Below are 24,317 nucleotides of genomic sequence, written 5' to 3'. Positions count from 1 at the left end.
AGATGTGTATAAGAGACAGAATATATCCATTTTACGCTACAACAAAACACACATGGAACAATTCAAACTCTTGAAAACAAAACAAACAACTTCCAACAGTCGCCCCCCTATACTTAAGAGCTACGAACTGTTGAAAGTCGATGTCTGTTATTCTTCAGTTTCTACTTTTGACCTAACAATGCGTCGCGTAATGCTTCACCCACTGCTTGACTAGATTGTGGATTCTGACCTGTAATCAATTGTCCATCAGTTTCAACGTGTGAAGAGAAAGCTTCAGCAGCTTTAAAGTTTGCACCTAAGTCTTGTAGTGCAGTTTGCGTAAGGAACGGAACTTGCTCTTCAAAGCCCATCTGACGTTCTTCCTCATCCGTAAATGAAGTCAGCGTCTTGTTATTGATTAAGCTATTGCCTTGCTTATCTTTCGCGCCTACAAATGCACTTGGTCCGTGACAGACAGATGCAATGAACTTGTTATCTTCTTTAAAGGATAGCAATATATCTGAGAGTTGAGGATTGTTTGCGAAATCAAAGACCGTACCGTGGCCACCTGGTAGATATATCGCGTCATACTCTGATGTATTGACGAGATTCAGTGCAGGAACATCTTGAATTAAATCAACAAATTGCTTGTAAGTTTCAAGTTCATTATTTTGAGTTGAGTTATCATCAATCGGCACTTCGCCACCTTCGATGGACACGACATCTACATCGATATCAGCTTCAGTTAATACTTGATATGGCACACTGGCTTCTTCCAACCACAACCCTGTCTGTGTACCATCAGGAAATTGACTCGTACTTGTTAAGACGAATAATACTTTCTTAGTCATACTGACACCCCTCGTTATAGCTTTTTCGAAATCCACTATCAGTCTACCCGCTCTTCACGTTGGAAAATCTTTTCACAGCTAAAAAATAAGATGCGTATTTGAAAAATAATAGTTAGGCTACAAATCAAGCGCGTCTCGAATAGACTTCAAATACGTAGTAATTGTAGCTCGCTCTTGAGAAGCAAAACGACGGACGATTTCACTGCCAATCACAACACCGTCAGCCACACTCCCAATGTCTCGAACGTGTTCAGGCGTACGGATTCCAAAACCAGCAACTACTGGCACAGACGTATAAGATTTCAAACGTTGAATCGTTGCTTTGACATCAGGATGGAACGTGCCATCTTCACCTGTCGTTGCGTTCATCGTCACTGTGTATATAAAGCCCTCTGCATGCTCCGCAATGCGTTTCACACGTGCCTCTGAAGCTGTCATTGCGATGAGAGAAATTAACTTAACTTGACGTTCTGGATGACGTTGTTTCATCTCCTCGATGAGTTCAAACGGCAAGTCCGGAATAATCAGACCATAAACATCCGCTTCCTCGCACGCACTTAGAAATTCTGTTTCACCGTAATGATGAATAATATTATAGTACGTCATTAATACATAACGCCCATGCAACGTATCACGGTGCTGTTGGAGTTCTTGAAGTATCTTCTCTACCGTCATACCTTCAGCAATTGCTTTATTACCCGCTTCCATTATCGTTGGCCCATCAGCGACAGGATCAGAGAACGGTATACCAATTTCAACGATATCTGCCCCGTGCTCTTGTAATAACTTTAAATTAGAGATAAAGGATTGATCGCCTATGATATAAGGAATAAAGTATTTACTCATCTTGGTCCCCTCCTTCTGTTGATAAATAAGAACGTATCGATTCCATATCTTTATCTCCACGTCCAGAAACCGTGACCACAATAATGTCATCTTGCTTCATTGTTGGTGCTAAACGTTCAACATAACTTAACGCATGCGCGCTTTCTATAGCTGGAATAATTCCTTCAGCTCGCGTGAAGCGCTTCAGTGCTTGCATCGCTTGATCATCCGTCGCCGTCTCATACGTCACACGACCTAAGTCATGATAGTAAGAATGCTCGGGCCCACACCTGGATAATCAAGTCCCGCTGAAATAGAGTGTGCTAATTGCACTTGTCCATGTGTGTCTTGTAATAAATACATACGCGCACCATGTAACACGCCTGGCGTCCCTTTGTTTAAAGCAAGGGCATGTTTCTGAGAGTCCACACCTTTACCAGCCGCTTCTACACCATACAATTTCACATCATCTAACACGAAAGGATAGAACGTTCCCGCTGCATTTGAACCGCCTCCGATACAAGCAACCACCGCATCAGGTAAACGGCCTTCTTTATCTACCATTTGCGCTTTAATCTCTTGGCCTATAACACTTTGGAAATCTCTAACCATCGTCGGGAATGGATCCGGCCCCATCACCGAACCGAGTAAATAGTGCGTATCGTCGACATGACTGACCCAGTATTGCAGCGCCTTGTTGACTGCATCCGAGAGTGTACCTTGACCTTCCTCAACAGAGACTACCTTCGCACCTAACAATTCCATACGAAAGACGTTCAATGCTTGACGTTTTATATCTTCTGCGCCCATAAAGACGACGAGTTCCATATCAAACAGTGCTGCTACTGTCGCACTTGCTACACCGTGTTGACCTGCACCTGTCTCTGCTACAAGCTTATTCTTACCCATGCGTCGCGCGAGTAAAGCTTGCCCTAACGCATTGTTAATCTTATGCGCACCTGTGTGATTCAAATCCTCACGTTTTAAATAAATCTTTGCTCCACCTAACGCTTCAGTATACGATTTCGCATACGTTAAGGGTGTACTACGACCCACATAGTCTGTGAGTAGCGCTTTAAGTTCATCTTGGAACGTCGGATCTGCTTTTGCCTCTTGATAGGCTTGCTTTAACTCTTGAATTGCTGGCATTAACGTTTCAGGTACGTATTGACCGCCATACTCTCCAAAGAATCCTAATTCATTCGCTTCTGTTTGAATTTCTTGTTTAAATGGATTTGTCATACTTTGTCACTCCTTTTACACTTTCGATAATGCGTCTCATTTTAGCCAAATCTTTACGTCCCTCAGTTTCTATCCCACTAGCGATGTCGTAGCCGTGATGGTTTAAATCCATTTGCTTGATAGTTTGAATGTGGTCGTAGTTAAGTCCACCCGCTATCATAAAAGGGACATCGTGAATGCCGCGTAAGATTTCCCAATCATACGCTTGACCTGTTCCACCATAATCTTGTGAAGGTGTGTCGATAATAAATTCATCAACTTGATTACGATAATGGTCGAGTCGCACTTGCAATTCCTCCTGATTACGCGCACTTAATGCTTTAATAATGCGTAAATCGGGATAGTGTGCTCGTATATATTGAATGATTTCTAATGGTTCGTTACCATGCAGCTGTAATGTCGTCATGGCTGTCGTCGTAGCTAAAGCATCAATAGTATCACGAGAGGGATTGACCACAACGACGACTTTCTCCATCTTTACTGGAAGCGGCTTAATTAATTCGTTAATCATTGTTATGGGAAGATGTCGCTTACTGTTAGGATAGTGAATGAATCCTACCGCATCTACGTTAAGCTGCTTCACTTTCTCAATATCTTCTTTTCTTGTAAAACCACAGAATTTCAGTTTCATCATTTCACCTTATTTAGCTTCAGACTTGGAAGAAATTGACTTAAATCCTCACACTTCATCAGTGCTTCACCTATTAATAATCCCTCTATACCTGATGGCATGATTTGTTCAACATCTTCGGGAGAATGAATGCCACTTTCAGAAATGTAAAGGAAGCCTGATTGTTTGTCTCTCAAGATTTGATTTGTATGTTCGACATCGGTGATAAAGGTATGTAAGTCACGATTATTGACGCCAATCAACTCAGGTTCGAGTTGATGCGCACGTGCTAACTCTTGTCGATCGTGAACTTCAACGAGCACATCCAATCCTTGTTGCGTCGCGTACTTGTAAAGTGACTCTAATTGTTCGTCAGATAAGATATTAACGATGAGTAAGATCATCGATGCCCCTGCACGTTTCGCAACATCGATTTGTATCGAATCGATAATGAAATCTTTACAGAGCACGGGTAAAGACGTTTTCATCGTTAAATCCTGAAGTCGCTCGAAACTACCACCAAAGTAACGTTCATCTGTCAGCACAGATATCGCACTTGCTCCATAGCGCTCATAATCCCTTACTTGTTGACCCAAATCTTTTTCAGGAAGCTGATTTAAAGATGGACTCTTAGATTTAATTTCAGCTATTATGTCTAATTGTTCACTGTGCTTAAGCTGATCAATATAACTTTGCTTATGCGTTACATCGACACTACCGAGTTTGTTTAATTGTTCATCATAGTAACCTTTGGCTAACAACGCTTGTTTATACTCAACGATTTCATCCAATATAGTCATGAACTTCTCCTTTCATACTTTGATACTGTTCGAATGCTTTGCCACTTTGAACTAATGTATGCGCCAGTTCGACTCCTTCTTGTATCGTTGCGGCCTTTTCAGCTACATAAAGAGCAAGTCCAGCATTTAACAAGACCACTTCATATTTAGCTGATTGATCCTCTCCTCGTAAAATGCGTTCCGAAATTTGTAGGTTATCAAGCGGCGATCCTCCAACAAGTTCTGTATTGTCTGCTGATTGTAAGCCTACATCTGAAGCATTTAAGGTATAATTTGTAATGCCTGTATCTTGATTCACTTCATAAATGATATTCTCACCGGACAACGTCGCTTCATCCATTCCACCAGCGCCGTGGACAACGATTGCTCGACGACGTCCTAAGTCTTGTAGAGTCTGCGCAATATGCGGTAAACGTTCTTTATCATAGACACCCATCACTTGATAATCGAGTTGAAAAGGATTGATGATTGGACCGATAATGTTAAAAATAGTCGGCGTTTCAATCATTTTACGAACAGGCTGAATATGCTTCATCACCGGAAATGTCTCGGTCGCGCTCAAGAAAGCTAAATGCGTTTCCTGGAGCTGCGTTGGTGTTTGAGCCACTGGTGTGGTATTGATCGCCATCGCAGCCAGTAAATCTGTGCTGCCCGAAGCGGACGTAATGCTCTTGTTGCCGTGTTTAATTACCGGAACACCCGCACTTGCTACGATAAACGAGACTGTCGTGGAGATATTGAAACTGTTAGAACGGTCCCCACCTGTACCGCATACACACATACCTTCAGGATAATAAGGTTGTGGGTCATACATCGTGTGTATGAGTGCTCGCGATAAATAAGTTAATTCTTTCTGACTATAATCTTTACTTGAAAAGGCCTGTAAATAATGTCGTTTCTCTTCTTGTTCAATTTCAGGCGAAATCAATAACGTTACAAAGTCGTTAATTTCACTCTGAGTCAGTGCTTGTTGCTGTTGTAGTTTTAACTTTAACGCCACGATGTTCTGCCTCCTTACATATATCTAAGAAATTTAATATCATCTGTTCCCCATACGCAGTCGCAAAGGATTCTGGATGAAACTGTACGCCATAGTGAGGGTATGATTGATGTTCAAATGCTTGTATACAATCGCTGGTTTGTGCTGTGATAGTAAGTTCTTTAGGAAAAGATTTCGGGTCACTCACTAAAGAGTGATAACGCATAATATCAGAAGATTGTGGAATCTTTCGTAATAACTTTGATTCTCCTAGTATGTCCATCTGATCTACTTTACCATGTAGAATATTGGAGCCTTGTACGACTTCGCCACCGTAGTAACACGTCAAAGCTTGTGCTCCTAAACACACACCAAGTATTGGTACATTAGGGAATATAAGGATTATCTTCATCAACTCTGGATAGTCTTGTGGATGCCCTGGTCCAGGTGAGATAATAATACCTTCAATGTTCAATCCTATTAATTGATCAATAGAAACTTGATCAACATAAGTTAATTTGACCTTACGATGTTGCGCCACGATATCAACTAAGTTGTAAGTAAATGAATCATAATTATCGATGATTAGAATCATGGTGTCACCTCCAATAAACTTTTCGCTTTCATTTGTGTTTCTTCATATTCTTTTTCAGGAACCGAATCATAAACGACACCACACCCGGCTTCTACGTTTACCTTTCCTACGTCAACAATCATCGTCCGTATCGCTAGTGCGAAATCAAGTTCATGATTACAGTTGATGTAACCTATACCTCCGCTATAAATCCCCCGTTTCTGTTGTGTTGTTTCATAAATACGTTGAATTGCTCTTAACTTTGGCGCTCCGGAAACTGTACCTGTTGGTAAGAGACTCGTGATGACTTCCAACGGTGATAAATCATCAAGCTCACCTGAAATTTCACTAACGATATGCATGACATGTTCGTATCGTTCAATCATCATGAGCTTATGAATTTCAGATGTGCCGGGTCGACATACTCGATGAATATCGTTACGTCCAAGGTCAACAAGCATGCGATGTTCACTTAACTCTTTTTCGTCTGAAAGCAGTTGCTTTGCCAACGCTTGATCCTCTTCTTCCGTTGCACCACGTTTAATCGTTCCAGCAATTGGATTCGTATAGACGCGATTATTCTTCACTTTCACGAAACTTTCCGGCGAACTGCCGACAACAATCGTATTGCCCATGCTGAGATAATACATATACGGACTCGGATTTTGTCTTTTTAAATTCTGGTACATTTGGAAAGACAATGGGAAACGTTGATCTCCGAAATCGTGCGTATAACTGTAAATAATCGAAGGCACTACTTGGAACATATCCCCTTCAGCGATAAGTTTCTTGAATTTTCTTACATTTTTAATAAAATTCTCTTTAGAAATATTGCCACTGACAACTTTATCTTGTGGCGTCTCAAACGGAAGTGTTTCACTAAAGACAGTTATATTTTTTAAATTCTCAATTTGAGACTGTACACGTTTTTGAAGTTCTTCTTCTTCCACTTTTGAGAATAAATTAGAAGCAATGATATAAAGATCTTCTTTATAGTGATCAAACACTAGAACATCCTCGACCATATAAAAATGTAAGTCATGATGCTTATGGTCCAAAAGTTCAATTTCCTGCAATTTGGGGAACTCATGTCGGACGAGATCAAAACTACAAGAACCGATAAATCCTGAAATAAATGGGAGCTGTCTCAGTGTTTTCTCATCAATAGTTACTTTATAGTCGTTTAAAAAATGCTTTAGAAATTGATACGGCTGTTCCCAATTTGCTTGGATAATACCAGGACCGCTCGCCCTAAATTCATGATTATCTAAAATCACTTCACCACAAACATCTAGCACGACGATAGAATAACGCCTTTCGTCTGCGAGCTATCAGCACTCTCTAAAATAATCTTTTTCTTTGTTGTCCTTGCTATAGCTTCGGGCGTAACATCCGCCTTTACTTTCTCATAATAGACTTGCATCAATATTCCTCCCTTTATTCAACAATAGATAATTAAAAAACTAGCATCCTTCAAAAAGGACGCTAGTCGCGCGGTACCACCTTAATTAGTAAAACACCTCGATGTTTCACTCACTCAAATTACTATTTAATTACTTCAATAAGACCCAATTTCTGTATAAAAGTGTGTCAGTTCGCATCAACCACTGACTTTCTGTTACTACAACTTTTCATACGTACTACATCTTATTTGCACTAAAACTAAAAACCACGGTAACACAGACCTATAAGGACGCGTTACCGTGGTGCCACCTTAGTTAACAAACTTAATTGTTCACTTTATGAAAGTATATTAAATCTTGCTACTCAAAGCCCAATTCATGATATGCGACGTGCTAATTTCCATCTACCATTAGCTTTCTGAAACTACGTTCTGCATTCACTACTTCATCTCTGAGTCAGTATTATTAAAAGTAATTACTTAGTATCATACTTGGATGAATCATTTTTGTCAATCACTTTTTTTATTTTTCTGTCATTGGTGACATACAATAAGCTTCTAATAGCGCTTGTGTTGCTTTGAGTGAATCGATATGCGTACGTTCCATCGCATGAGAAGATTCAATATCTGCACCGAATAAAGCATGCCGTACGTCAACACCTGCACGTAATGCTGCAGAAGCATCTGAGCCATAGTAAGGATAGATATCGATTTGATACGGAATATTTTGTTGCTCACATAGTGATACTAATTGATCTGTTAAATGCTTATGATATGGGCCCTATGAATCTTTAGCGCAGATTGAAACGGTATATTCATCTGAACTTTGACCATCTCCGAGTGCGCCCATATCGAATGCAATCAACTCTTCAATTTCGGGATCTATCGACGCATTCGCACCGTAACCAATTTCTTCGTTGTTAGAAATATAAAATTGTGTCGTATAAGGAGGTTTTAAGTCATCTTTGCTAATCTTTTTTAAGAACTCAATAATCATTGCCACGCTCGCTTTGTCATCTAAATGACGCGACTTAATAAACCCTGATTGAGTTATCTCAGTTCTCGGATTGAGACTCACGAAATCTCCTACTTGGATACCTAATTGTTTTGTTTCTTCTTCAGATGTTACCTTTTCATCGATTCTTACTTCCATGTGTTCTTGATTACGTGGAATTTGATCATTATCACGATACACGTGAACGCTAGTTTCATGAAGACAAATAGTACCAGAATATGTTTCTCCACTTCGTGTCTCGATTTCGCAGTATTCACCTTCAATCGCATTGTAGCTGTAACCACCGATGAGCGACAATGCTAGACGACCATCTTCTTTAATTTCCTTAACCATCGCCCCTAATGTATCTACATGGGCAGTTATACAACGTTGTCTTTCTGTTTCTTCTCCCTCAACAGTAATAATTAAAGCACCTTTATTAGTGGTTTGCGTAGAAAACCCAAGTTCTTGAGCTATATCTTCCACGTACGCTATCGCTTTGTAAGCATTCCCAGAAGGACTTGGAATCGCTGTCAGCTCACGTATCGTCTCTAATACACTTTCAGTCATAGTTAAAATCCCCTTTCGTTACTTTGCGATTCTTATTGCTAATTGTAACCTCTTCTTATACAATAATACTATTCTGAATCTTTTGATAGAGGAGTGCTCGTTATGACTCAAATTTTGTTTGTAGGTCTAGGTTTAATCGGAGGTAGCTTAGCAAGCAATCTCCACTACTATCATGAAGATCTCATCATTTCAGCTTATGATGCGGATCAAGAACAATTACGTAAAGCACAATCTATAGGTATCATCGATAAGATGGTCACCAACTATGCTGAGGCCGTAGAACAAGCAGATATTATTATTTATGCCACTCCTGTACAACAAACAATGCAATATTTACGTGAGTTGCCACAATACAATACTCGACCTTCTTTGATAGTGACTGATACTGGAAGTACTAAATCAAGTATCATGGCACACGAAAGTAGATTACTCGAAGCAAATATCCATCTCGTGGGCGGACATCCAATGGCTGGTAGTCATAAAACAGGTGTAATCAATTCGAAAAAACATTTGTTCGAAAATGCATACTTCGTACTCATCCACCATCTGCCTGAGAATCGCTCAGCACATCAATATATCGAACATTTATTGAGATTTACTCGTGCAAAGATAATCTCATCGACTGCCGAAGAGCACGATTACATTACAGCTGTGGTTAGTCATGTTCCGCACATCATAGCGTCAAGTTTAGTTCATCTAAACGAAAACCATAGCTCAACTTCTCATTTAATCAAAGAACTCGCAGCAGGTGGTTTCCGAGATTTAACACGCATCGCTAGTAGCAGCCCAGAAATGTGGCGTGATATCGTTGAAGCAAATAATCAACATATTCTCGACATCTTGCACGATTGGCAGACACAAATCAATGATGTCATTCAGTTGATTAAAAATAATAACCCTAAAGAAGTATATAACTTCTTTCAAGAAGCAAAGGCATATAGAGATCATCTTCCAGCTCAAACTCGTGGTGCATTAAATCTCGGTTACGATCTTTATGTTGATATCCCTGATGAATCTGGAATGATTAGTAAAGTAACTCATATTCTCAGTTTACATAATATTTCTATCAGTAACCTTAGAATTTTAGAAGTTCGAGAAGATATTATGGGTGCGCTATGTTTAACTTTTAAGATGCCGAATGATCGGGAACGCGCTAAAGTTGCTTTGCAAGATTTTGACACTTACCTTCCATAAAGGAATTGTTTTCTCATTCCACCGAAACAGTCGGATGAGTACTATATATTGCTTAAAGTATTAACTATCTGATTGGAGAGGAGCCTCTAAGTGCAGTGGTGGCGTCCTCTCCACTTTTTAATTCTTATCTTCCTTCAAACTTTAACTCTACAACTACATCTTGTGTCCTGCCATCAATCCTAAACGACCGTGCTTCGTTCCCGCTTCAGTATAAGACACAGCTTTTGAGACGATGCCCTTTCCATACTTTTGATGTAAGAAATCAATCGTCTTCGCTAAACGTTCATTTCTTCTTCTCTCGTATTCATCGATAAATAAACTCAACTGCCTTTCACTTTCGTTCACAAACTGGGTTAACGACACACTGAGTGTACGATATAACTCAGTCGGATCGCATAATTGATTCGCAAAATGATTGACCACATTATATATATCTTTCTCCAAATTAGTTGGATCATCTAGCGTGTACTGTTTATGCACGCCGCCACCATCACTATAACCAAATGAAAAGTGAATTGTACGAGCCAGTTGCTTTCTATTTCGAATACGGCTTGCTACATCTTCAATCAACTCTCTCATAACAACCTTTGCTTCTTCGAGACGATAATCTCGCATTAAAATTTGACTTTTACAAATAGATGGGTTAGTAACTCTATACTTCTCTCGTACTTTGCTATGATCAATACCATTGGCATGTAAATGTAAATCCACCCCTATAACACCTAAATCTCTCTTCAAATAACGGTATGGATAACGCGCTAGATCACCTATCGTAAAGATGCCTCGTTTATTTAACTTTGCTTCTGTGCGTCTACTGATTCCCCAGAATTCGCTAAGTGGTTTGATTGGCCAAAGTTTCTCTGGAATATCATGATAACGCCACTCGGCAATCTTACTAGGATTGTGTTTCGCCTCTACATCCATCGCAATCTTGCTTAATAATATATTTGAACCTATACCTATCGTGCAGTGAATTTGCGTTTCTTCTTTAATCTCTTTCATCAATCTCTCACAGAATGACTGAACTGTACTATTGAAACGGTAATAACTGTCCGTTACATCCATGAAGAATTCATCGATACTATATTGATGTAAATCTTCTGGAGGCACATATCTTAATGCAATCTTTGAAATCGCTAAAGAAACTTCCAAGTATTTACGCATACTAGGATTGATAATGTAGATATCGTTACGATGCGGTATTTCAAATAATCTAGATCCTGTCTTAATTCCTAATTTCTTCAACTCTGGTGTCGCCGCTAATACTACTGAACCTTGTCTTTTCGTGTCTGCTACTACAGCTAACTTTACTTTCATAGGGTCTAACCCTTTTTGAATACACGCTACACTCGCAAAAAAGCTCTTCTGATCAATACATAGTATATCTCTATCCTCTAAAAGATTATAATCGTACATCATTCTGCCCTCCTCAGAATAATTCTATTATATACGAACACGTGTTCCTAATCAAGACATTAGAGAACATTTGTTCTATTTATTTTTTCAGCTACTCGCGTGCTATAATAGAAACAACAAAGAATAAAGGAGTTGAAAGCTATGCCAATTATCAATGTGAAGCTTATCGAGGGACGTTCAGACGAACAACTTAAAGACTTAGTCACAGAAGTTACGAATGCAGTAGAGAAATCTACAGGCGCAAATAGAGAAGCCATCCATGTCATCATTGAAGAAATGAAGAAAGAACATTATGGCGTTGCTGGTGTTAGAAAATCAGATGAATAAATAGATCGTCGTCAGTAAATACTGTCGATTAAACGATCTACTACTCTTACTCTAAAGTCGCACATTAAGAGAGTATAAAAAGCCCGTAGATGCTCTTAACGATCATCTACGGGCTTACTTTGAGTTGAAACGCGTCTATTCTATTTATTATCTTCTAAGAACTTTCTCGCTTCTTCTTTGTTTTTCTCTTTATCAATCTTCAATGCACTACCATCCTCTGGCGTTTGCAGATCAGAATAACTTCCTTTGACTGGTAACGTTAATGTCTTCACATTGTGATCACCACGTACACCAAAGTTAGTACCTGTCTTAATCAATGTACTATCAGACATATTCGTATTTAAATAACCACGTAGGATACCAGCCACTTTAGGTAACTTGAATAATGTACTTGGCGTTACTAACTCTTTCTTCAACGCTTGCATCACTTGTTGTTGACGACGTACACGACCGAAGTCACCTTCCTCATCATGACGGAAACGTGCATAACCGAGTAATTCTTTACCATTAAGACGATGATGCCCTTTTTTCAAGGAAACACCGATATTTTTAGACATATCCTTTTCAACATCAATAGGCACACCATTCGGTTGTAATTCATCAATCATTTTCTCAAAGCCGGTGAAATCAAGTATCGCATAATATTCTGGATCAATATCGAGATTTTTCTTCAATGACTGACGTAGCAACTCAGGTCCACCGATAGAATACGCGGAGTTAATCTTGTGCTGACCGTTGCCAGGAATATCAGCATAAATATCACGCATCACAGACATAATTTTCATTTTCTTATGAATGTAGTCATATTGCGCAATCATGATAGAGTCCGTTCTTGAAATACCACCTTGCTCCTTATCGGCACCAAGAATCATAATTGTAGCTTTACCATCATTTTTAACTGCACCATTAAATTTATGCATCTTCAGAGATTTACCCTGTTTCTTTGCATAGTTAATTCCGGAATTATAACCGTGAATGGCATATCCTACAAACGCTGCAAGAATAATCACGAGCGCAAGTATGATAAATGGTAACTTTCTTAGTTTTTTCTTCTTCTTTTTACGATGTAGCGATTGTCTTTGTTGATCACTACTGCGTCTAAGTTCTTCATTATTTCTTTTGTGTTCGTCCATATTACCAACCTTATATCTTCAAAATTACGAATCAATATATTATAATTATCACATATTTAAGTTATATAAAAAGAGATTAAAAATCAAGTGATTTCTTAATAAATACAGCTAAGGACTGAGAATGGAGTGACATAAGTATGAACTTACAAAAAGCATATTTTGCTGGAGGGTGTTTCTGGTGCATGGTACAGCCCTTTGACACACACGATGGCATTGAACAAGTCGTATCAGGATATATGGGTGGACATGTCGAGAATCCTACCTATCAAGAAATTAAACGCGGGCATACCGGTCATATGGAAACAGTAAAGATTATTTACGATGCTAACCGCTTCTCCTACGAGAAACTGCTATCCATCTTCTTCTCAGTTATTGATCCAACTGATGCTGAAGGACAGTATCAAGACCGAGGTTCACAGTATCGCACTGCTATCTTTTACATTGATGAACATCAACAACAACTTGCAGAGCAATTTCTACAAGACATGGCTCACACTATAGACAGTGATAAAGCGATTGCTACGAAATTACTTCCTGCATCAGAATTTTATGAAGCGGATGAGTCTCACCAGATGTTTTATAAAAAGAATCCTGAGCGTTATGCACAACAGCACGCCGAAAGAGAAGCTTATAAACAAGCTCATAAGAACAACTAAATTGCTAAAAGGGAGTGAGACAGAAATCTATTTGATTTCGTCGTCTCACCCCTGCAAGGCTGACTCGTATTTGAGACAGCGTCAGCTATCTCAAATACAGACAGCTACTGCGCAAAGCAACAGTTAATATCTTTAATAGCTATCAAATTCCCACTAAATGGGTCGCCCCACATTTAACATCATAACCTCTTTTTACTACTTACGTATTGCTCTAACTACTCGAATCATGCTTAACCATAAAGAATTATGTTTACGATAAACGATATAAACCATTAAAGTGTTCGAATACACGTCCCGCAATCTTCTCACCTGTAAAAGCAAACGATGCTTGTCCAACATTGGAGAGCGTCGCCATCCCCATATTAAAGTGTCGGTATCCTTGTTTTTGCGCCCAAAGCAAAATGTTTAAATATAGCACGTCCATTAATGGTAAATCGGTCTCAGAACCCCAACGAATGAGATCGACGGATAAAGTATCTTCGTAATACGTCGGCATTAAATTGCAGAACGCGATGATTTCCTCTTCCGCATTTCTAATCACCGCAATAGGTGCTTGAGATAAATAGAATTCATCAAACGAACCTACTGAGAACGCCATTTCCTTTCTACCATCTAACCACTCATCACTAATATGTCGTAGTGCTTTAACGAACTCAGTATCAAACGGTGGTTCTACCACTTCAAAAGTCATATTCAAATCTTTAAACTTATTCATCGTTGCACGCAGACCCCGATTCTTTTTACCTGACATCGTGAACTGCGTTAAATCAATAATTGCCTCTTCACCGAGTTTAAAGAACTGATTGCCAAAGCTGTGATAAAGCGATAAATAGCGATCGGTGACTTGATAGAATATCACATCATATCCAAGATAGTGCGCGTGCTTATAGAACTGCTCAAGCATCGCATAATAGCTCTGTGGATTTCCTATAGGATCACCGAGCACGATATAAGCATTGTGTTTCTGCTTGTACATGATAAACGCATCTTCAGCTTCGGATAGATAAAAATCTTTGTCACCACTGTAAATTAAGTGGCTGAGATAATGGCCGCCATACTGATCGATAATCGCTTCACATTGAGATAATGATTCCTGATCATGAGGTAAAGTTGTCTTGCGTTCAAAATACCACACAATCGCGCCCACGATTATAATGACAAAGAAGAGCGTAATCCAGAAATAATATCTGAGCAACGACGTATTTGCCTCAATATGATACATATCTAACGTATAGAAGAAGTGCGCAATCCATACGTGATTAAGATAAAGCGCGAGTCCACTGACGATGATACTTCCAATTAATTTACCGACACGTAATGGTCGCTTCAATACTAAAGCGCTACGATAAAGAACGATGAGTAAAATTAAAATAACGATCAACCATAGCAGTGTAATATAAGATGCATACGTCCAAAATGTCACGCCAATAATCAAAATAATAGAGACAATTTCAAATAAAATAGCCCTTTTAGACAAAGCAAAGACCCCTAAAATATTGAGCAAAATCAATAAACAAGCGGTCGTATGAATCGCTACGAGAATATAATAGAAAGAGTGATCTTTACTGTATAAACCGTCATCGATGATATTGACGTTATTAATGAAGAAGAAGATAGATGTAAAGATCAGCAATAAACTCATAGATAGAGCAGGAATACGTTGCTTCACATCTTTCTGGAACGACATGAGAAAGGCCGTAATTTCACGCGCTGGCATCAAGCGCTCCGATTCTTCAAGATATCTCTTCGCCGATCCACCAAACTCGAAGATTGAGAGAATCAAAGCGACGAGCACTGGGAAGAAATAATATGCGAAACGATAAAGCAACAATGCTAACACGATTTTATCTTCTTCTACACCAATCGCTTTAAGACCGAGAAGCATTACGAGATCAAATGCACCTAGTCCTCCTGGAATAAAACTGATTAAGCCAGAAAGTGATGCGATGATGAATATTCCCATATAAGTAGAATAGTGCGTGTCAATATTAACCACTTTCATAGCCATGAATAAAACGCCAGAAGCGGCCATCCATTCGAGACTCGAAATGATTGTACAATAAATGCCTGCAAACTTATTATTACCTTGCACCGGCTTAATAATAGTCACGATGACAAAGATCGGTAAAAATAAAGCGACAAGATACAATAGCCAATGAATCCACGGAAATGGAGTAAATACATGCGAAACATTAAAGACGTGGCATACGACAAGTATCGATAGTAAGCTCAAACCGGTCAACATCGATAAGAGAATGATTGAAATAGTATGTATGAGTTCCTTGTAACGCGTAGTATATTGCTTATAAACGAGAAAACGTGCGCTTGCTCCAATAAACCCACCAAAGCCAATCAAAGCGTTAAAGGCATTGATGATATAACCTACACGCAATGTACGCCAAATCGAAATCTTTAACTTCAGAATCTTAGTTAAAGCGATATCATACAGTGATAGTAAGATTACAGCAGCCCCACCACTGAAGAAGAGTGTGATTAAGCTCATGCGATCCGTCTTACTAAAAGTTAATATGACGTCTTTAGGATCAATATGCTTTAACTCGTTATATAACGAATAAATTACTATGATAAATAAGATTAAAGCGAAACAAAATTTAAGAATAGAAAATAGTTTGTTTTTACGTTGTTTTGAAGCTTGTGCCATAGTCATCCTCAATTCTTAATGTCTAATTAGTAAGATATGAAGAATATAGCATATTGTAGCTGAAGATGATACACAAAAGATAAGATAGTTATAATTTCTTAAAAAATACTCACTTTGTATAGAATTGTATGACATACTGCGGTAAGTATTGTACGCCATAAATAGTTTTAAACAGTAAAGTAGGATGAGAGGATTTGGGAAATTCACAAATAGTCATAGTATCATTTCCGCAAAAAAGACGTTACGCAAGCATGCGTCTCCACACATCCTACGTAACGCCCATGACATAGTTATTTACTTTATTCTTTATCCATCGCTAAACTTAGCGTTTAACTTGTCTAGAAAGTTCCTTCTCCTCACTATTAAAGTCATACTCACCAGCATCTTCGCCGTAGTATTTATTATAACGGCGTTTAAACAATAGATAGAGATGGGATACGAGTACTTTTAATATCGCATAACCGGGGATACCGAGAATGATACCCACTGGTCCGAGGATGTGACCACCACAGAGTAAGATGAAGATGATCGTTAAGGGATGAATCTTGAGTGTCTTACCCATAATATTTGGTGAAATAAAGTGACCTTCAAAGAAATGAGCCAGCGTCCATACGACAATTAATTTCAACAGCATGATTGGCGATGTAATAATAGCAATAATGATAGCTGGAGAAATTGCAATGGTAGGTCCAATGTATGGAACAACACTCGTCACTGCAGCTATTGCAGCTAATATTAATGCGTAGTCTAAGCCAATGATGAGATAACCAATGTAGAGTAGAATACCGATACATAAAGACACAATCATCTGTCCTTGAATGTATGAACCTACTTGTAAGCTCATCTTCTCTAATAAATCATGAAAGTCCTTCCTGAACTTAGGTGGTACAATTCCAGTTGTAAATTCTTTAAAGCGATGCCCGTCTTTCAACATAAAGAAGAGCACGAATGGCGTCGTCGCGATGACGATTCCGACATTGACTAACGTTTGCGCAAAGTTCTTCAGTTTAGAACCTAAGCCATCTGTATAATCTGAAGCGAGCGTCGGTAATTTATTAGCAAACTTATCTAAATTACCTTGAATCTGATCATAAAAAGTAGAGATAATCGCATAATTCGAGAACTTGTCAATAAACGCATTCACGCGATCGACATAATGCGGAAAGCTATTCGCCATACTCTTAATTTGATCAGAAATAACAGGAATTAATAAATTCACTGCTAAGGTTATTAATCCAGTAATCACAAGAAAGATGATCACAACGCCCCATAATCGTGAAATATGATAACGCTCCATGAAGTTTACAATCGGATTTAATAAATAGAACAGTATTAATGAAATAATAATTGGTGCGACAATTGTATTAAAAATAATGATAAACGGTTTAAAGATATATGAGATTTGGTCAAAAATAAAAATAACGATACCGAGTAAAATGAGCAAGATTAAACCAAATATAATATCCTTACCGCCTAAAAACTTCATAAAGCGTGTTTCAGGAAATGAGAGTCGGAGTTTCTTTGATTGTGACGTTGACTTTTGCGTATGTTGTTTATGAGTTTCTTTTTCCATGTGGTTCACCGTACCTTAATGTCTTAAATCTTGCATACATTACTATTTCAACTTCACTTCACGTCATCATCTTAATCAACGTGAAACGTCGTTCTACCTTGATAATCATAACACACCTCATCTGAACATAGATATTAACTCGACTATACTAGTGAGGGTTTGTCGTCGCTAAACGTGCTGTAAATATAATTCAATATTATACTTCATACCCGTTTGAGATATAAAAATGTGGGAGTAAGACAGAAAATTATCATTTTCACGTCTTACTCCCATGATTATCAGGTAATTCTTCAGAATAAATTTAACCTATTCTGCGATACTTACCTTCAATGTAACCCTTAATATAAGGATTTATTCTTCTTATTCATGCCCCAACTTTCAATACCAAATAGATTGATTTCAAGTTCTTCAGGGCGGAAGATTGGTTTCTTACCTTGTTTGCGTTGTAGACGATAGTCTTTCATCACTGCGAAAGCAATATTAGAAAGACCTATGATAGAAACTAAGTTGACGACAGCCATGAGTCCCATGAACAAATCAGCTGTACTCCATACTGTTTCTGTCTTAACTACTGCGCCGATAAAGACGAGCACGACAACGAGACATCTAAACACAAACATTAATGGTTTATTTTTAGATAAGAATTCAATGTTAGATTGACCGTAGTAATAGTTACCGACCAATGAAGAAAATGCAAATAGTGTAATAGCGACTGTTAAGAAGATTCCGCCGCCACTTCCTAAGTGTTCATTCAATGCAGATTGTGTCACTTCAACACCTTGAGGTGCTTTTTCACCAAAACGTAAACCAGAGTATAACAGAATCATAATCGCTGTAGATGTACATACGAGCATCGTATCAAAGAATACACCTAAAGATTGAATGAGACCTTGTTTCACTGGGTGAGGTGCTGCTGCAGTTGCGGCTGCATTTGGTGCAGAACCCATACCTGCTTCGTTAGAGAAGAGACCACGTTTAACACCTTGTAAGATAGCCGCACCTACTGCGCCTCCAGTTACTTGTTCTAGACCGAAAGCACTTTTAACAATCGTACCTAACATCGGAATGATTTGATCGTAATTAATAACTAAGATAACTAATACGATACCGATGTAAATTAAAGCCATGACAGGCACAATCACTGAAGATAATTTAGCAATGCTACGTACCCCACCGAAGATAATAACAGCAGTAAGTACTGCTAAGACAAGCCCTGTGACGATAGGACTGATACTATATTGTGTATTGAGTGATTCTGCAATAGTATTGGACTGAACAGTATTAAAGACGAAAGCGAATGTTACCGTAATTAATACTGCAAAGACAATACCTAACCATTTCTGGTTTAAGCCTTTCGTTATGTAATAAGCAGGTCCACCACGGAAACCGCCTTCTTTATCTGGTACTTTATAAACTTGTGCTAAAGTCGCCTCAATAAATGCACTGGCTGCACCAATCAAGGCAATGAGCCACATCCAGAATACTGCACCAGGACCACCAAGTACAATCGCAGTTGCAACACCAGCGATATTACCTGTACCTACACGTGACCCCGCACTAATCGCAAAGGCTTGGAAAGGCGAAATTCCTTTCTTACCGTTATCTAACGTCTCTGGCTTCTCACCGAGCGCTCGGAACATTTCCGGGAACCATCTAATTTGGACAAACCTCGATCCAATAGTGAAGAAGATTCCGGCAGTGATAAGTAAGCCGATTAAATACTGTGACCAGATTAAATCATTACCAATTGATACAAATGATTTAAACCAGTCAGGAATGTAATTATCAAAGTTATTCACTTCTTATCCCTCTCATCTTGTAAATTTAATTTTTAAACGATAAGAGATTTATAGAACTGTATGAACGCAAAGATCACTCATCGTCTGAGCTCATCGAACTATAAATCTCTTACCTATCTCATATGCTAATGGTTAAACCTAAATTACATTTTATCATTATAAGACAAGAAAGACTATTATATCTTGAATATTTTTACTCAATAATCAGTGATGTAACTTCACCAAACTCTTTCACATCAACGACAAAGCTGCCATTTGTGTACTGTTCAGAAAGATGAATATCTTTCACGTTACCTGTCTCACTGGCACGCTCAGATATAATCGTATATTGCGCGTCATCAGACGAAATGATATTTGCACCGACAATACGATGAGGTTGTTTCTTCAATTCTTTAAGCAATGTTATACCTCTTTGAGCACGTTTCGCATGTTGTAACACGCCATAACCGATGCGTTTCAAAGCTCCACGCTGAGTGGCCATTAATATCGTATTCGCTTCGTTAACTGTTTGCGTGAGCACGACGTAGTCTTCATCCTTTAAGTTAATCGATTTCACGCCTGCTGCACGGAGTCCCGTATCGTTGAGCTCATCGGATGAGTAAGTTAACGACATCCCTTTATGCGTTAGTACTGTAATCATCTCAGGCGCTTCAGTCACACGCATAACATCAATCAATTCGTCGCCTTCTTTCACTTTCATGGCTACGAGCGGTTTGCTATAACGTGCAGTTTTAAACATCGAAACATTACTTTTCTTAATCATACCGTTACGCGTAGCAAGAATATAATGGCCATCTGGCTTAAAGTCTCGCTCGCAATACACATCAATGACACTTTCGTCGTGATCAATTGCTACAATTTGAGAAATGTGCTTACCAAGCTCTTTCCATTTAATATCAGCTAATTTGTAGACTGGAATGTAGAGATAACGTCCTTTGTTGGTAAAGACAAGTACGGTATCTAGCGTATTAACCTCTAAGTATTTGAGTAGACCGTCGCCTTCTTTCACTCCTACTTCTTCCACACCACTCGCGTTAAAGCTACGTAAAGACGTACGTTTAATGTAACCATCGCGCGTCATACTTACGACTACATTCTCGCTCGGTACCATGACCTCTTTGTCGATCTTAAGTTCGGCAATTTCCGCTTCAATACTTGAACGACGCGGTTCTTTAAATTCTTTACGTATCGCACTTAATTCATCTTTAATCACTGCAAGAAGTGCGTCATGATTATCGAGAATATGACGTAACTGCTCAATGGTCTGTTTCAATTCACTATGCTCATCTTCCAATTGCACGATATCCGTATTCGTTAGACGGTAGAGTTGAAGTGTCACAATCGCTTCAGCTTGAGCTTCTGTAAAATCAAATTCAGCAACTAAATTATCTTTCGCATCTCGTTTATTTTTAGAATTACGAATCAATTGAATCACTTCATCGAGAATAGACAGAGCTTTCATCAAACCTTCTACGATATGCATACGATCTTCCGCATGTTTTAAATCATAACGTGTACGGTTCGTTACAACTTCAATCTGATGATTAAGGTAACTGTTGATAATTTCACGTAGCCCCATCAATTTCGGGCGGCCTTCGCTAATTGCTACCATATTAAAATTATACGAAATTTGAAGATCTGTATTTTTAAATAAGTAGTTAAGCACTGCTTCACTATTAATATCTTTCTTCAATTCGATCGCAATTCTTAGACCTGTGCGATCCGTTTCGTCTCGTACTTCTACAATACCGTCAACTTTTTTATCAGCACGTAATTCGTCAATTTTCTTAACTAAAGCACTCTTATTCACTTCGTAAGGAATCTCAGTCACGACAAGTTCTTTCCGACCATTACGTAAACTCTCAGTATCAACCTTAGAGCGGACAACAATCTTACCCTTACCAGTTTGATAAGCTTTCTTAATACCTTCAATACCTTGAATAATTCCGCCTGTTGGAAAGTCTGGACCTTTGATATATTTCATCAGTTGACTCACAGTAATATCGGGATTATCAATGTATTTCAACGTTGCTTGGATGACTTCGCCTAAATTGTGGGTAGGAATGTCTGTCGCATAACCTGCAGAAATCCCCGTGCTTCCATTGATTAATAGATTAGGCAAACGGGCTGGCAATACCATAGGCTCAGTCGTCGTATCGTCATAGTTAGGCATGAAAGGCACTGTTTCTTTGTTGATATCACGCAATAACTGTTCAGATAGCTTACTCAACTTCGCCTCTGTGTAACGCATCGCTGCAGGAGGATCGTTGTCGATACTACCGTTGTTACCATGCATCTCGATCAACACATGGCGTAACTTCCACTCTTGACTCAAGCGGACCATTGCATCATAAACAGACGTATCCCCATGCGGATGGTATTGTCCGATAACATCACCGACCGATTTAGCACTCTTACGGAAGTTCTTGTCATACGTATTTCCACTAGAATACATCGCATATAATATACGGCGTTGTACTGGTTTCAAACCATCACGTACGTCTGGTAACGCACGCTCTTGAATAATGTATTTACTATAACGGCCAAAGCGATCACCAATTACATCTTCAAGTGAAAGATCTTGAATTATCTCACTCACTTCGCATCCTCCTCGTCGATGTCATCTTGCTCTAATACTTGTATTTCACTATTGTCTAAGATACTTTGATCTTCTTGTAGACCAAATTCGACATGATTCTCGATCCATTCACGACGTGGCGCTACTTTATCACCCATTAATGTCGTCACACGTTTTGAAGAACGGATTTCGTCATCTACTTGCACGCGAATCAATGTACGTGTCTCTGGATTCATCGTCGTTTCCCATAACTGTTCCGGGTTCATCTCACCTAAACCTTTATAGCGTTGCAAGCTAAAGCCTTTACCGAGCTTTTTCTGAAGCTTCTCAAGCTCTTCATCAGTCCAGGCGTATTCAACCTTTTGCTTCTTACCTTTACCTTTTTCTAATTTATACAGAGGTGGTAATGCAATGAATACTCTGCCTGCTTGAACGAGTGGTTTCATGTATTTAAAGAAGAACGTGAGCAATAATACTTGGATGTGTGCACCATCCGTATCTGCGTCGGTCATAATAATAACACGGCTGTAATTACTATCTTCAAGTTTAAACTCAGTACCTACACCTGCACCTATCGTATGAATAATCGTATTGATTTCTTCATTTTTAAAAATATCTTCCAAACGTGCTTTCTCAGTATTGATGACTTTACCACGCAACGGTAAGATCGCTTGGAATTTGCGATCCCTACCTAACTTAGCAGAGCCCCCTGCTGAGTCACCCTCAACTAAATAGAGCTCATTCTTATCTACATTCTTACTTTGCGCAGGCGTTAATTTACCTGATAACAATGTATCTTTACGTTTATTCTTCTTACCTGACCGTGCATCTTCACGTGCTTTACGTGCCGCGATACGAGCTTGTTGCGCTTTAATCGCTTTCTTTACTAATGATTTAGAAAGCTGTCCTTTCTCTTCTAAATAGTATGGCAGTTTGTCTGACACAACAGATTCTACTGCACCACGTGCTTCAGGTGTACCTAACTTCGATTTCGTTTGCCCTTCAAACTGAAGCAATTCTTCAGGAATACGTACTGAAATGATAGCGGTTAAACCTTCACGAATATCATTACCTTCAAGGTTCTTATCTTTGTCTTTCAACTCATTAATACGGCGGGCATAATCATTAAACATACGTGTCATCGCAGTCTTAAACCCAACTTCATGAGTACCGCCATCTTTCGTGCGGACATTATTAACGAAACTTAAGATACTTTCAGAATATTGATCATTATATTGAAAGGCAATATCAACCTCGATGTTGTTCGCTTCTCCTGTAAACATCGTCACATCATGGAGGACTTCCTTACCTTCATTGACATAACTTACGAACTCTTTAATTCCTTCTTCATAATGATAAACTTCTTCACGTTCTTTCCCTTGACGTAAATCTTTCAGTTCTATTCGGAGATCTTTAAGTAGAAACGCAGATTCTTGTAAACGTTCGCTTAACGTCTCAAAGTTAAATGTAGTGGCTGATTTAAATATTTGAGGGTCTGGTTTGAATGTGACTTTCGTTCCTGTCTTACGCGTCTTACCCATCTTCTCTAGACCGCTTGTAGGTAAGCCACCATTACTGAAAGTCTGACGGTAAATTTGACCGTCACGGTAGATTTCTACTTCTAACCATTCACTTAAAGCATTCACTACTGAGGCACCTACCCCATGTAAACCACCAGAAGTCTTGTAGCCGCCTTGGCCGAATTTACCCCCGGCGTGTAAGACGGTAAAAATAACCTCAACTGTCGGTTTACCAGAAGCGTGAATTCCAGTAGGCATACCACGACCGTTATCTTCTATGGAGACACTGTCGTCTTTATTGATTGTGACTTTGATTTGGTCACCATAACCATTTAATACCTCATCCACTGAGTTGTCGACAACTTCGTAGACTAAGTGATGTAACCCACGTTTATCGGTAGAACCTATGTACATACCAGGTCTCTTTCTTACGGCCTCTAACCCTTCAAGTACCTGAATGGAATCGTCCGAATAAGTGTTGCTATTATTTTTAACCAATCGTTTCGCCCTCCTACAAACGTACGTTCGTTTTTTAAACTATACAATAGTTATTCTTATATAAATTTACGCAAAATGCAAGCGTCAAAACAATATTTAGAGTGTAAAAGCCGCTTATCTAAAAATTTATTCGTC

General features: G+C 38.9%; 15 protein-coding genes and 4 pseudogenes. 3 read left to right on the top strand and 16 right to left on the bottom strand.

The window, feature by feature from the left end; all coding sequences use genetic code 11:
• Positions 1 to 161 precede the first annotated feature (161 nt).
• The 9 genes and pseudogenes from CD126_RS03020 to CD126_RS02980 all read right to left on the bottom strand — a co-directional run bounded on the left by CD126_RS03020 (position 162) and on the right by CD126_RS02980 (position 8,826).
• Positions 162 to 830, bottom strand: a complete 669-nt coding sequence (locus tag CD126_RS03020; RefSeq protein ID WP_103370009.1) for a type 1 glutamine amidotransferase domain-containing protein — start codon at positions 828 to 830, stop codon at positions 162 to 164.
• 117 nt (positions 831 to 947) lie between these two features.
• Entirely contained in the window at positions 948 to 1,676 is a 729-nt protein-coding gene (trpA, locus tag CD126_RS03015; protein ID WP_049405076.1) for a tryptophan synthase subunit alpha, read from the bottom strand.
• Positions 1,669 to 2,897: pseudogene (gene trpB, locus CD126_RS03010) on the bottom strand (tryptophan synthase subunit beta). The gene trpA and the pseudogene trpB overlap by 8 nt, the downstream one beginning before the upstream one ends.
• Positions 2,881 to 3,531, bottom strand: a complete 651-nt coding sequence (locus tag CD126_RS03005) for a phosphoribosylanthranilate isomerase (protein WP_232620120.1) — start codon at positions 3,529 to 3,531, stop codon at positions 2,881 to 2,883. The pseudogene trpB and the gene CD126_RS03005 overlap by 17 nt, the downstream one beginning before the upstream one ends.
• Positions 3,528 to 4,307, bottom strand: a complete 780-nt coding sequence (gene trpC, locus CD126_RS03000; RefSeq protein WP_049405082.1) for an indole-3-glycerol phosphate synthase TrpC — start codon at positions 4,305 to 4,307, stop codon at positions 3,528 to 3,530. Before trpC ends, CD126_RS03005 begins: the two co-directional genes overlap by 4 nt.
• Positions 4,291 to 5,307 (bottom strand): anthranilate phosphoribosyltransferase, encoded by a 1,017-nt coding sequence (gene trpD, locus CD126_RS02995; RefSeq protein WP_049405084.1) that lies wholly within the window; start codon positions 5,305 to 5,307, stop codon positions 4,291 to 4,293. Before trpD ends, trpC begins: the two co-directional genes overlap by 17 nt.
• The gene (locus CD126_RS02990; protein WP_049405086.1) at positions 5,258 to 5,881 is read right to left on the bottom strand and encodes an anthranilate synthase component II; all 624 of its coding nucleotides are present in this window, start codon (positions 5,879 to 5,881) and stop codon (positions 5,258 to 5,260) included. Before CD126_RS02990 ends, trpD begins: the two co-directional genes overlap by 50 nt.
• A pseudogene (locus CD126_RS02985) lies at positions 5,878 to 7,283 on the bottom strand (anthranilate synthase component I). The gene CD126_RS02990 and the pseudogene CD126_RS02985 overlap by 4 nt, the downstream one beginning before the upstream one ends.
• A gap of 502 nt (positions 7,284 to 7,785) precedes the next feature.
• A pseudogene (locus CD126_RS02980) lies at positions 7,786 to 8,826 on the bottom strand (M42 family metallopeptidase).
• 102 nt (positions 8,827 to 8,928) lie between these two features.
• On the opposite strand from CD126_RS02980, the gene CD126_RS02975 reads away from it, so the two are divergent.
• Positions 8,929 to 10,020: a prephenate dehydrogenase gene (locus CD126_RS02975; protein WP_049405090.1), complete on the top strand. Its 1,092-nt coding sequence runs from the start codon at positions 8,929 to 8,931 to the stop codon at positions 10,018 to 10,020.
• 153 nt (positions 10,021 to 10,173) lie between these two features.
• Here CD126_RS02975 and CD126_RS02970 read toward each other — a convergent pair whose 3' ends face one another.
• Complete coding sequence (locus CD126_RS02970; protein ID WP_049405092.1) at positions 10,174 to 11,436, bottom strand: Y-family DNA polymerase; 1,263 nt, start codon at positions 11,434 to 11,436, stop codon at positions 10,174 to 10,176.
• A 141-nt stretch (positions 11,437 to 11,577) separates the two neighbouring features.
• Here CD126_RS02970 and CD126_RS02965 point away from each other — a divergent pair, with 141 nt between their 5' ends.
• Positions 11,578 to 11,763, top strand: a complete 186-nt coding sequence (locus tag CD126_RS02965; RefSeq protein WP_002472067.1) for a 2-hydroxymuconate tautomerase — start codon at positions 11,578 to 11,580, stop codon at positions 11,761 to 11,763.
• 140 nt (positions 11,764 to 11,903) lie between these two features.
• Here CD126_RS02965 and CD126_RS02960 read toward each other — a convergent pair whose 3' ends face one another.
• On the bottom strand, positions 11,904 to 12,896 hold the full coding sequence (locus tag CD126_RS02960; protein ID WP_103370007.1) for an LCP family protein: 993 nt from the start codon (positions 12,894 to 12,896) through the stop codon (positions 11,904 to 11,906).
• A 137-nt stretch (positions 12,897 to 13,033) separates the two neighbouring features.
• Here CD126_RS02960 and msrA point away from each other — a divergent pair, with 137 nt between their 5' ends.
• The gene (gene msrA / locus CD126_RS02955) at positions 13,034 to 13,552 is read left to right on the top strand and encodes a peptide-methionine (S)-S-oxide reductase MsrA (protein ID WP_049405097.1); all 519 of its coding nucleotides are present in this window, start codon (positions 13,034 to 13,036) and stop codon (positions 13,550 to 13,552) included.
• A gap of 195 nt (positions 13,553 to 13,747) precedes the next feature.
• Here the strand turns inward: msrA and mprF are convergent.
• From mprF to parE, 5 genes and pseudogenes are all read right to left on the bottom strand, one after another.
• Positions 13,748 to 16,214 (bottom strand): annotated as a pseudogene (gene mprF / locus CD126_RS02950) (bifunctional lysylphosphatidylglycerol flippase/synthetase MprF).
• 322 nt (positions 16,215 to 16,536) lie between these two features.
• On the bottom strand, positions 16,537 to 17,787 hold the full coding sequence (locus tag CD126_RS02945) for an AI-2E family transporter (protein ID WP_103370006.1): 1,251 nt from the start codon (positions 17,785 to 17,787) through the stop codon (positions 16,537 to 16,539).
• 338 nt (positions 17,788 to 18,125) lie between these two features.
• Positions 18,126 to 19,586 carry a glutamine transporter AlsT gene (gene alsT / locus CD126_RS02940; RefSeq protein ID WP_049405103.1) on the bottom strand — a complete coding sequence of 487 codons (1,461 nt, stop codon included), beginning with the start codon at positions 19,584 to 19,586 and terminating at the stop codon, positions 18,126 to 18,128.
• Between the two features lie 193 nt (positions 19,587 to 19,779).
• On the bottom strand, positions 19,780 to 22,185 hold the full coding sequence (parC, locus tag CD126_RS02935) for a DNA topoisomerase IV subunit A (RefSeq protein ID WP_049405105.1): 2,406 nt from the start codon (positions 22,183 to 22,185) through the stop codon (positions 19,780 to 19,782).
• Positions 22,182 to 24,182, bottom strand: coding sequence for a DNA topoisomerase IV subunit B (parE, locus tag CD126_RS02930; protein WP_049405107.1), 2,001 nt, complete (start codon positions 24,180 to 24,182; stop codon positions 22,182 to 22,184). Before parE ends, parC begins: the two co-directional genes overlap by 4 nt.
• Positions 24,183 to 24,317 lie beyond the last annotated feature (135 nt).

The sequence above is a fragment of the Staphylococcus pettenkoferi genome, assembly GCF_002902685.1.
In the GTDB taxonomy this organism is placed as follows: Bacteria; Bacillota; Bacilli; order Staphylococcales; family Staphylococcaceae; genus Staphylococcus; species Staphylococcus pettenkoferi.
This window is presented reverse-complemented; position numbering and strand designations above follow the sequence as displayed.

Coding starts and splice junctions, on each gene's coding strand:
- trpC (WP_049405082.1), bottom strand. CDS start 4,307: ATGACTATATTGGATGAAATCGTTGAGTATAAACAAGCGTTGTTAGCC.
- trpA (WP_049405076.1), bottom strand. CDS start 1,676: ATGAGTAAATACTTTATTCCTTATATCATAGGCGATCAATCCTTTATC.
- CD126_RS02945 (WP_103370006.1), bottom strand. CDS start 17,787: ATGGAAAAAGAAACTCATAAACAACATACGCAAAAGTCAACGTCACAA.
- CD126_RS02990 (WP_049405086.1), bottom strand. CDS start 5,881: ATGATTCTAATCATCGATAATTATGATTCATTTACTTACAACTTAGTT.
- CD126_RS03005 (WP_232620120.1), bottom strand. CDS start 3,531: ATGATGAAACTGAAATTCTGTGGTTTTACAAGAAAAGAAGATATTGAG.
- CD126_RS02960 (WP_103370007.1), bottom strand. CDS start 12,896: ATGGACGAACACAAAAGAAATAATGAAGAACTTAGACGCAGTAGTGAT.
- CD126_RS02975 (WP_049405090.1), top strand. CDS start 8,929: ATGACTCAAATTTTGTTTGTAGGTCTAGGTTTAATCGGAGGTAGCTTA.
- CD126_RS03020 (WP_103370009.1), bottom strand. CDS start 830: ATGACTAAGAAAGTATTATTCGTCTTAACAAGTACGAGTCAATTTCCT.
- CD126_RS02970 (WP_049405092.1), bottom strand. CDS start 11,436: ATGTACGATTATAATCTTTTAGAGGATAGAGATATACTATGTATTGAT.
- CD126_RS02965 (WP_002472067.1), top strand. CDS start 11,578: ATGCCAATTATCAATGTGAAGCTTATCGAGGGACGTTCAGACGAACAA.
- msrA (WP_049405097.1), top strand. CDS start 13,034: ATGAACTTACAAAAAGCATATTTTGCTGGAGGGTGTTTCTGGTGCATG.